The organism is Bacteroidales bacterium (genome assembly GCA_035353855.1).
Lineage (GTDB): Bacteria > Bacteroidota > Bacteroidia > Bacteroidales > CG2-30-32-10 > DAOQAK01.
On record DAOQAK010000037.1, the window covers coordinates 1 to 11,937 of the forward strand.

Annotated in this window: 6 protein-coding genes; 1 reads left to right on the plus strand and 5 read right to left on the minus strand. The window is 35.1% G+C overall.

The window, feature by feature from the left end; all coding sequences use genetic code 11:
* Positions 1 to 1,580, plus strand: a 1,580-nt coding sequence (locus tag PKK00_10245; protein ID HNW98776.1) for an IS5 family transposase, incomplete at its 5' end; no start/stop codon positions are given.
* A gap of 244 nt (positions 1,581 to 1,824) precedes the next feature.
* Here PKK00_10245 and PKK00_10250 read toward each other — a convergent pair.
* The 5 genes from PKK00_10250 to PKK00_10270 all read right to left on the minus strand — a co-directional run bounded on the left by PKK00_10250 (position 1,825) and on the right by PKK00_10270 (position 11,929).
* Complete coding sequence (locus PKK00_10250; GenBank protein ID HNW98777.1) at positions 1,825 to 4,746, minus strand: GH92 family glycosyl hydrolase; 2,922 nt, start codon at positions 4,744 to 4,746, stop codon at positions 1,825 to 1,827.
* Positions 4,747 to 4,795: 49 nt separating this feature from the next.
* Complete coding sequence (locus tag PKK00_10255) at positions 4,796 to 7,330, minus strand: glycoside hydrolase family 2 protein (GenBank protein ID HNW98778.1); 2,535 nt, start codon at positions 7,328 to 7,330, stop codon at positions 4,796 to 4,798.
* Positions 7,331 to 9,376: a family 20 glycosylhydrolase gene (locus PKK00_10260; protein ID HNW98779.1), complete on the minus strand. Its 2,046-nt coding sequence runs from the start codon at positions 9,374 to 9,376 to the stop codon at positions 7,331 to 7,333.
* Between the two features lie 105 nt (positions 9,377 to 9,481).
* Complete coding sequence (locus tag PKK00_10265) at positions 9,482 to 10,444, minus strand: ROK family protein (protein ID HNW98780.1); 963 nt, start codon at positions 10,442 to 10,444, stop codon at positions 9,482 to 9,484.
* Positions 10,445 to 10,459: 15 nt separating this feature from the next.
* Complete coding sequence (locus PKK00_10270) at positions 10,460 to 11,929, minus strand: sugar MFS transporter (protein HNW98781.1); 1,470 nt, start codon at positions 11,927 to 11,929, stop codon at positions 10,460 to 10,462.
* Positions 11,930 to 11,937 lie beyond the last annotated feature (8 nt).

Genomic DNA, 11,937 nt, shown 5'->3' on the forward strand with positions numbered 1-11,937 from the left:
AAATGCAAGAAAAAATGGCAAAAGCACAAAAAAGCCGTGCATCAAAACATCCATATGTAAGTCCAACACAGATGACAATCGAAGGCTTCGAGAGTCCATTTTTGCAATCATTGGATATGCGTAATCGATGGGTCATATTGGCACATCAAATACCATGGGATTTGTTAGTGAGCACATACCAAGCTCAAATGAACAATAGTCAGACAGGTGCTGACGGTATCAATCCGCGAGTAGCGATTGGCGCAATGATCCTGAAACATATGTGTAATATGAGCGATAGGGAAACCGTGTTGCAAATACAAGAGAACATGTATATGCAATACTTCATAGGTTACAGCAGTTTCAGTACAGAAGAACCTTTCGATCCCTCATTGTTTGTTGAATTCAGAAAGCGCATGGGCATTGAACAAATAAATTCAATCAACGAGAAAATACTCGGTTTATCAAAAAGTGATTCATCGAAAGATACGGATAACACTAATGATCCCGAACATTATGATTGTGATAACACAAAAGATGAAGAACCATTGCATCATGAAACATCGATAACAGAAAAAGCAATAACACACAAAGGCAAACTGATAACAGATGCCACGGCATGCCCGCAAAACATAGCATATCCAACAGATTTAAATTTATTAAATGATGCCAGAGAAAAATCAGAAGAGTTAATAGATGAATTGTATTCACAAAAACTTCATGAAAAGAAGCCCCGAACATACAGAAAAATTGCACGAAAGAATTATCTGAGAACCGCACAGAAAAAGGTTAAATCAAAAAGAGAAATACACAATGCCATAAAAAAACAATTGAGTTATTTGAGAAGAAACCTGAAAAGCATAAACAAACTTTTAGACGCATACACTGAAATACCGTTGGATCCAAGACAACACAAATACCTTTTTGTAATCAACACGCTGTATGAACAGCAACAAAAGATGTTTGAAGAAAAGACACACAGCATAGAACATCGCATTGTAAGCATACATCAGCCACATGTTCGTCCAATAGTGCGAGGCAAAACGAATGCAAATGTTGAATTTGGAGCAAAAATAAATGTATCGCTCATGAATGGCTTTGCTTTTCTGGATGATTTATCATGGGATGCATTTAATGAAGGCACTCGACTAATGGCTTCAGTAGAGAAATACAAAAAACTATTTGGATATTATCCCGAAGAAGTTCTGGTCGATAAGATATACTGTAATCGGTCTAACAGAGCAGCACTCAAGCTTCTCGGGATAAAGCTTAGGGCAAAGCCTTTAGGCAGACCAACGGCTGTGGATGTGGAACACGTAAGACCGGGCGAAAGAAATCCAATAGAAGGCAAGTTTGGTCAAGCAAAAACAGCTTATGGTATGAATCTTATCAAAGCAAGACTTCAACAAACCAGCGAATCGTGGATAGCCACAATAGTTTTGGTACTCAACCTGATTAAATTTATCGGGCAGAGTGCCTATTGTCAAATATTTTCTGTGATTACTTATTCAGCAATATTGATGAAGTTGGCTATGTCCTTAATAAAAAAGAAAATATCAATAAGGCTGTACTATTTTAATCTAAAATATGCCTTGACTTAATCAGCAGACCCTAAATAATAAAAGAGAAAAAAAAAGAATAAAAATTCCTATATGTTTTGTAAAAATTTTCAAAATAAAATTCAAAAATATTTTATAAAGATTCGCAATAATAATAAATAGTTGTTTACAAATTTAACCAAAAATTAAGGTTATACTATTATTTATTACGTTTGAATATTATAATACTTTGAAAATCACATGTTAATCATAGGGGTTTTTATTTTTTATTATTAATGTTAAATTTTTATTCAACAATAATTTCATCAGTAAAAATGTATGCATCACCACCAGCACCTAAATGCCACGAAGGTAGTTTTCCATAATTTTTGGCTTTGATTTTTACATAGCGGCAATTCAAATTCACATTTATCGAAAAATCTTTAATGGTTGGGGTATAGTCATTATCCGGGAAAATATTTTTAACTGTTTCAACATCCTTAAAATTCTTACCATCAGATGAAACGGAATATTCAACTTCTACAGGAAATACAATCCATGATCGAACATCCTGTAAAAATCCGGCTGCAATTTTATTTACTTTTTGTTCTTTACCCAAATCAACAACAGCTTCAAAGTCCTGTGCCTGGTAGCCCTGCCAGCCCCCTAAACGAAAATCGCTTTCACCACGTATGTTATCAATCAAGCCTTCATCACCTCCGGCAGTGTATTGTGGGTCATATTTTGATATAATTTTTACACTTCTTCCTTTTGTAATCTTTATAAAATTTGCTTCGATAATAAAACTTTTTTCCTGCAATTTATTTTTTGAAATAGCTTTTATTTTCGTTGTGTTTTTAACCACTAAAGGCTTGGTATATAAAATGCCCGCTGAATCCGGGTTTGCACCATTAAGTGTGTAAAAAATTTGTTGATCATTATTTATGGTTTTTATTTCAACTTTTATTGAATCGTAAAAAGTTTTTCCATCGGCAACAAAATATGGAACAAGTGCAATAGGATAATCATCAATTTTTGTTTTCGGACAATCATTTTCATTTGTCGCCCAGATTTTGTTTGGCTTGCTATCCATTGTCAATTCTAAGTTCCCACCCTTCATCAAATCAGAATACGTGAAATATGATTTATTATAATTCACACCATTTAACGTAGCTGACTGAATGTAAAAGTTTTCCGGTGAAATATTTTTTGAAGTTATCGTAAATGTTTTTCCGTTTTCAAGATGAATCTTAACTTTACTGAAAACAGGTGTTCCTATTGCAAATTGAAGGTTACCCGGGCAAACATGGTAAAAACCCATTGCACTCATAACATACCATGCCGACATTTGTCCGCAATCTTCATTACCACAAAGTCCGTCTGTAGTATTCAAATACATTTCTTTTTCAATCTTATGAATCAATTCCTGCGTCTTCCAAGGCTTTCCGGCATAATCATACAAATACGCCATATGATGGCTGGGTTCATTCCCCTGTGCGTATTGCCCTATAAGCCCAGTAATATCAACCTGTTCACGACCACTTAATTTGTAATTTCCATAAAAAAGTGAATCTAGTTTTTCTAAAAATTTCTCTTTTCCACCATATAATTCCATCATTGTTGAAATATCCTGCGGAACATAAAATGAATATTGCCAACTGTTACCTTCGGTATAATTATTATTTACTTCTGTTGGTGTAAAAGGTTTGTACCAACCGCCATTCCATTTTGCGCGCATAAATTTTGTACCGGGATCGAAAACATTTTTATAATATTGAGCACGCTGAATAAAATTTTTATAATCATCGGTTTTGTTCAAACCCTTTGCCATTTGGGCGATACACCAATCGTCGTAAGCGTATTCCAATGTTTTTGAAACTGATTCGCTTTCTTTATCACCGGGAATATGTCCGAATTTTTTATAATATGCTAAACCTAATCTGTCAGCATCAGCGCTGCTTCTCATGGCTTTAAATGCTTCGAGTGTATCATAATTTTTTATTCCCTTTATGTATGCATCGGCGATAACAGGAATTGAATGATAACCTATCATACAAAAAGTTTCATTGGCTGAAAGCTCCCACATAGGCAGCAATCCGCCATTTTTATATTCGTTGATAAATGTATTTATAAAGTCATTTGTTCTTTTCTGGTCAATAATTGTATACAAAGGATGTGCTGCGCGATAAGTATCCCACAATGAAAAAACCGTGTAATTATCAAATCCTTCAGCTTTATGAATTTTAAAATCCGTTCCAAGATATTGTCCGTCAACATCCATATATAAATTAGGATTGATGAATGCATGATACATGGCTGAATAGAAAACTATCTGTTGGTCCTTGGTACCACCTTCTACTTCAACTTTTCCAAGTTCTTTATTCCACTCGTTTTTAGCGAGTTCTTTTATTTTTTCAAAATTCCATCCGGGAATTTCAGCTTTCAAATTTTTATAAGCGCCATCTGTGCTTACAGCAGAAATGCCAACTTTTACAAATAAAATATTTTTATCTTTTTTATTAAAAGAGAAATATGCTTTTACATTTTTGCCTTCAACTTTTTTCAAATTCTTTTGTAGCGTATCATTTAAAGCTATTCCAAATTCTTTAATAGGTTTCGAAAATTGAATCACAAAATATAATCTTTGGTCGGCCGCCCATGCTTTCGACCTTCTATAACCTTTGATAATTGTATCGTTCACGACTTCAATATACGATTCTAAAACTTCATCGCGATGTTTTAAATCAAGAATAACATATGGATTTTTATTCGACGGATAAATATATCTATGAAATCCAACTCGATTCGAAGCCGTTAATTCTACATCAATTCCGTTATCAAGTTTTACTTTGTAATAACCCGGAGAAGCAAATTCGTTTTTATGAGAAAAAGAACATGAATAATTTTCATTATTAAAACTATAATTATCATTCATTGGCATTAACAGCACATCGCCGTAATCGCTGCAACCCGTGCCATTGAGGTGTGTATGCGAAAAACCATAAATTACACTATCGGAATAATGATAAGCCGAACAGCCATCCCAGCCTGTTAAACGAGTATCGGGACTTAGCTGCACCATACCGAAAGGCATGGTAGCACCCGGATATGTGTGCCCGTGCCCACCTGTACCAATAAAAGGATTTACAAGAGTGGTGTAATCTTTCTGTTGTGAAAAAACAGAGATTGAAATACAAAATAAAATTGTTGTAAGAATATTTTTTTTCATGTTTCCTTCCCCCTAAATCCCCATTGAATTAAAGTGTTTGGTGGGGCCTTTAGTTTTTAAATTTTTCTATAATTAATTTTCTTTTCCTGAAATCTTTTTCTTTGCTTGATAAACTTATAACTATCGTTTTTCTTTCTCCCGGCAATAAATCAAAATAGTTATCCGAAATTTTATCATCAGCATCATCAGTTTTTATAAAAACATTTTTTGATAAATTTTTTGATGATAAAGTAACTTTTATATCATGTCCTGAAACATTGATTTCGCGTTCTATTCGTGAGTTTGGAAGTTTTAAAAATTTCGGAGAAACGAAATAATGAATTGCCCGGGAAACCAAGCTATCATTGACATACAACTCGGATGCGAAAAATATTTTTTTCTTTAACGTTGAATCAGAAATTAATGATGAAAGCGATACGCTGTAATAGCAAGCGGAAGATAATGATTTAATATTTACTGTTGTGTCTTTCTGCCAAAGTTTTTTTCCTGAGAAATCAGAAAGAAATAATTTTAGTTTAGCATTTGTGTTCTTCTGAACGTCAGAGACAACAAAGGTTTTAAGTATTTTATTTTCTTCGACAACCGAAACCAAAATATTTGAATATGCTTTTTTTACAAAATACTGCAAGGCTTTCCATCGCCCGTAATAATCAATTCCAGACCATGATACACCCGGCCAGCAGTCGTTCATTTGCCAGTATAATGTACCCATACAGTAAGGCATTGCACGACGATGCGCTTCAACTGCCTTTGTTATTCCATAAGCCTGTGCAAGCTGACTTAAATAAGTGTATTGCTTTAATGCTTTATTTGTTTTTTCAATATTATAATAATCACGCAACAAATATTCATCAATGGTTTGAAACCCTCGTGGATGCTTGTCGTGCCAGAATGCATTCGGATTTGATGAAGTATCTTTCTGTGAAAAATCAAGATAGGTTTGCATGGTCTCATCTGCCGGATATGCCTGAAAACCGTACTCGCTCATGAACCTTCCAACTTTTTTTTCGTACGTTTCAAAAGGTTCCATTCCCCACCAAACGCCCCAGTAGTGCGAATCTCCTTCGAGCAAACTTTCATTATGCCCCCAGCCAATTTTCGGAGATGAAGGATAATAATCCTTTTCTGCATCATACTTTTTCACAACACTTTTTAAAATGGTATCGAAAAGTAATGTGTAATTATTCCAAATTTCAAGTGAATCTTTTTCTGAATATTTATATTGTTTCTGCCATTCCCAGTTAAACCAACCTTCGCTGATCTCATTGTTTCCGCACCAAAGCGCAATACAGGGATGATTATGCAAGCGTTTCACCTGGTATATTGCCTCTTCTTCAACATTTCTCAAAAAGGCACTATCAGCGGGATACATAGCACAAGCAAACATAAAATCCTGCCAGATCAAAATTCCTTTTTCATCGCAAAGCCTGTAAAATTCATCATCTTCATAAGCTCCGCCACCCCATACACGCAGCATGTTCATATTACTCGAAATGGCATCGTCAATTATTTTTTCATATTTCTCTTTCGAAACGCGAGGTAAAAAATTATCAGGTGGAATATAATTCACGCCCTTCATAAAAACAGGAACACCATTAAGTTTGAAATAAAAAGTTTTTCCAAGCGAATCTTTTTGTTGAACCAGCTCAATTGTACGAATTCCTAATTCGGTACTATCTGAATAAATCTTCTCTTTCCCTTGATATATCTCAAGTTCCAGATGATACAGAAAAGGTTCTCCTAAACCATTACACCACCAGAGTTTTGGATTTTGAATTGAAAAATTTACTGGAATCTTATTCAAACCCTTGGCAAATGTGATATTTGAATCAAGAAAAATTTTTCCGCTTTTTTTTTCTTTAATTAAAATTTTACAATCCTGAAATTTATCGGATGTTGCAAAAATTACTGTTGAAATATTTGCTTTATTTGAAGCAACAACTTTCTGATTATAAAAAACATCTTGAATTTGAATATCGTCCCAAACTTTAAAATATATAGGTTTCCAAATTCCACAAGTTACATATCGCGGCGACCAGTCCCAGCCATACTGATACTGCGCTTTTCGTGTATATACCCGAATTCCACCGGGTAAAATATATTTTGATTTTATCGAATCCTGAATTCCTTTATTTACAGCCGATTCAAAAATAATTTTCAGTTGGTTATTTTTTTCTTTCAGAAATTTTTTGCAATCGGTTTCCCATTTTCGGAACATATTATCTGTAACAAGTATCAACGAATCGTTCAGAAAAACTTTTGCATAAGTATCAAGTCCCTCAAAAACAATGTTAATGTGATTTTTATTTAACACTTCTTTTGAAACATCAAACTCACATTTATATTCCCAATCATTTTTTTCAATCCACTGAAGCTGAAATTCATTTAAACCATAAAACGGGTCGGGAATTAACTTGTTTGCAAATAAATCGGTGTGGATAGTTCCGGGGATAGCTGCGCTGTACCACTTGCTGTCATTGACTCTTCGGAATTGCCAATTCTGGAATGAGAATATTTTTTCCTGTGCATGCAGACAGAAAGAGAAAAGTAAAAAGAAAATAAAAATCAGTTTTCTTTTTTTCATTTACTTCTTTTTTAAAGCCTCCAGCATTTTTTCAATTGAAGGAATAATGGCAATATCAACTTCAGCTTTTGGTTTTTTTATTTCTTTTAAAATATCTGATTGCTGTTTTATCCAGTTTTCATCAGGCTTTTGCTTGCCTTCGAAATATTTCATACATTCAAATCCAATTTCTGCAACAACCGAAATATTATATGATACCGAATCAACTTCTTTTAATGCCGGAACTTTTTTTATCAGCTCAATCATTTTTACATGATTGTTTTTCCAGATGCCAAGTTGCTTTGTTATCATGGTTTTCAGCGAATCATCATTCGTTTCCAAATATTGTTTTACCCATTGATTAAAACGTCTCGCAACCGGTTCATCTGGAATGGCAATATCAACAATTCTTGACAGCGGAGTTGTTGTTGTATAAGTTCTGCCAACAGAATGACGCTTATATCCTTTCAACGGAGTTAACGCGCCAATAAAGGTTTTCAACACTTCAATGCTATCGCTGCCAACCATCCGGCGCATCATCATATCACGGTTTTTGATATGCGTAATTCCGAGTTCTTCAAGCTCAATACTAAGAATATCAATCCTTCTGTACATATCATCAACATTTTTTACAGATGATGGCGACCAGAGTCTTTCAGCAATTGCCGCAGTACGAGGCCAGATGCGTGAATCAACGGTCTCATCGGTTGTTAATTCACTCCACATGGTTGCTTCACCACCAAGAATATATTTCTTAGCGCTTTCATCTATTTTCATGGTATCGGGCAAAGGATCGTTCAAATAATGACTTTCGGTTGTTTGCGATAAATCAATATAATAACCACTTGATAAAATTGTTTGATAGCCTTTATTTGCAGCATTCTTTGTATAAGCTAACCCCCGCCACGACTGAATTACAATATCATTCGGCAAACCCGGAACAAATATCTCATCCCATCCCATCATTTTCTTTCCGCATTTGGTGATGATTTTTAAAATATTCTTATTGAAATATTTTTGAAGTTCATCATTGGTTTTTATTCCTTTCTTTTTCATAAAAGCCTGAACAGTTGCGCTGCTATCCCAGTTTTTACCGTTGTTTTCATCACCACCTATATGAAAATATTCATCAGGAAAAAGCTTTGACATTTCTTCAATAAATGAAGAAAGGAATTTATAAGTATAATTTTTTGTAGGGTCAATGCTTGCATCAAAAGCCCCGAAAGTTGTTCCAATCTTATATGGCCCCGGAAGACTTGCCAATTGCGGATATCCGACAAACCATGATGAAGTATGGCCTGGCATATCGAATTCAGGAACCACACGAATGCCGCGTGCATCGGCATATTGTATGACATCTTTAACCTGCTCCTGCGTATAATATAAACCATTTGAACCTAATTCATGAAGCTTCGGAAAAGTTTTACATTCAATGCGGAAACCCTGATCTTCGCTTAAATGAAAATGCAACACATTCATTTTTACGGCAGCCATGGCATCGAGATTTCTTTTTATCATATCAACCGGATAGAAATGACGGCACACATCAATCAACAAGCCACGCCACGGAAAACGAGGCTTATCATTTATTTCAACACAAGGAAAATAATATCCTTTTTCATCGCTTGATAAAAATTGAAGCAATGTTTCCAATCCACGTAAAGCACCAATATCCGTAGGCGATTTCAAAAGAATAAAATCAGCAGAAACATTTAATTCATACGATTCATTCATATTCATTTCTACTTTTCCCGGCGCATCACACTGAATGGTGAATGTTGATTTTGCCGCATTTGTCGAAGCATTCAGATAACCTTGTTTGAAAACTATGGTTGTTCTTTTTCCAAGTCGTTGCAGCATGCGTGTTGCAGCAGGATAAATTCTTTTATCGGGATTTCCGGTTATAGCAATAGTAAAATTTGTATCAACTCTGAAAGTTCCTGTTTTCATCAAAACCTTTTCAGGAACAGGCATCAGGTTGAACGATTGAATTTTTTCCTGTGAAAATAAATTTCCGGTAATTAAAAATAAAAAACAGAAAATCAGAAAACGATTAAAAGATTTCATACGATTTTATATGTAAAATTGATGATTGCAAATGCTAAAATTAAAACTATTAAATATTATTTTTCAAACATTTGACATTTTATATTTTACATCTGCCATTAGAATTTACTTAACAATGTGTTTCCACACCATAGCAGCCGCTCCCAGAACTGCGGCATTATCTTTATCAAGACCTGAAGGTAAAAGAGCAACTTTATTTTTAAAAATTGGTAATAAGAATTCTTCCATATACTTTTTGGCAGGATTAAAAATATATTCTCCCGCACGTGCCAGTCCGCCAAATAAAATAATTGCTTCCGGACTTGAAAATGCAACTGCATCAGCTAATTTGATTCCCAAATATCTTCCTGTAATATCAAATGCTTCAAGGGCAAGTTTATCGCCTTCTTTCGCAGCAAGAAAAATATCTTTTGATGTTAATTTTGTTTTCTCAATATTTCGAAGAACACTTTCTTCCTGCCTGTTATCAAGCATTTCAAGCATTGTACGAACAATTCCTGTTGCCGAAGCATACGTTTCCAAACATCCTTTTTTTCCACATCCGCATTGCCTTCCATCAGGATACACAACAGTGTGGCCTAATTCGCCTGCAAATCCATCATGACCATAAACCATTTGCCCGTTGACCACAATACCACTACCCAAGCCTGTTCCCAAAGTAATTACAATAAAATCTTTCATCCCTTTTGCAGCACCATAAATCATTTCACCATAAGCCGCAGCATTGGCATCATTGGTAAGCACGGTAGGTATCTGCATTCTTTCTTCAATCAGTTTCACTAACGGGATAACACCTTTCCACTTCAGGTTGGGAGCAAATTCTATTTTACCTGTAAAAAAATTTCCGTTAGGTGCACCTACTCCAATCCCTTTAATTTCATAGCCTCCGTTGATATCAATAATGGTTTGTTTCAGCTTTGCGCACAAAATATCCAGGTACGACTCCACATCATCTGTTTCATCGGTACGAATATTTTTTTTGAAATAAAATTTTCCTTTATTGTCAACAAATCCGTATTCGGTATTCGTCCCGCCAATATCAATCCCAATTGCAATTTCCTTCTTCATAATATATTTATGCTATTAAACTTTCTCCTCTAAAACTTTTCCTGAAGGTTTATATCCTTTCCATCCGTAATAAGCCAGATATAAATAACAGATTATCGGAATGAAAAATGAAAAATGATACCCGCCAACTACGTCAGCAACTGCGCCAACAATAACAGGAACTATTGCGCCACCTAATATCATCATTACAAGTAATGACGAACCTTGTGAAGTATGTCTTCCCAGTCCGTCAATGGCAAGGGTAAAAATATTCGACCACATTATGGAATTAAATAAACCTAAGCCGATAATGGTCCAGAATGCCGTAATTCCTGTTGATGATAATGCAACCGATAACAGTGCGATAGCAATAATTGAAAATATCATTAATGTTCGTCCGGGTAAAGAACGACCTAAAATAAATCCTACAAAATTTATTGCAATAAAAATCAGGTATGGCGAAACATCAGAAAACGTAAGGCCTTCGCGACCTTCGAAGTATGTCATAATAACATAATTCGCGCCGAATATCACAAAGAATGTAAGGCATGAAGCCAATAACATTCCTAAATATTTTTTTGTCTTTGAAATACTGCTTAATGAAATTGCTCCCAAAAAACGACCAATCATCAACCCACCCCAGTAAAATGCAAGGAATGCTTTTGCCTGCATTTCCGGCATGTTCATGCTTTCCTTTGAATAATTTATGAATGCACTTCCAACTGCAACTTCGGCTCCAACATAAACAAATATGGCAATCATTCCTAAATTCAATTGCCTGTATTTTAAAGCACCTGTACCTTTTTCGATGTTGGCCGATGTGCTGAATTTCGGTAATGGCGTCATTTTTATTATGGCAGCAACAAGTAAGAAAACTCCTGCAAAGATCAAATAAGGAACCTGAACACTTGATGCCGAAAGAGGCGCACCTAAATCATTAGTAATAAGTTTTCCATTAATATCATTTAAAGGATTTCCCATTTTTGCAAAAAAATCGAATACCAGGAATCCCCCGAGAATAGGCGCAATTGTGGTTCCGAATGAATTGAATGCCTGTGAAAGATTTAACCTGCTCGATGCTGTTAAAGGATCTCCTAAAAGTGCAACATAAGGATTGGCGGCTATTTGAAGCAATGTAAATCCAAGTCCTAATATAAATAATGCGATAAGGAATAATGCAAAACTCTGAAATGCTGCGGCCGGAAAGATTAGTAAACAGGCTGTGGCAGACATAAATAATCCTGTCATAATCCCATTTTTATATCCCTTTCTTGCAATAGGGTCGCCTGTTCGTACAGAAACAAAAAAGTAAACCAATGAGCCAACAAAGTAAGCTGTGAAGAAAGTAAACTGCACCAGCATGGATTGCCAGCGTTGCAGGTCGAACATTTTTCTTAAATAAGGAATCAGGATATCGTTCATGCAGGTTATAAATCCCCACATGAAGAACAATGTGGTCAGTACGATAAGAGCGGTGGTGTAGTTAACGTCTTTTTTTTCTTTCATAAATTAAT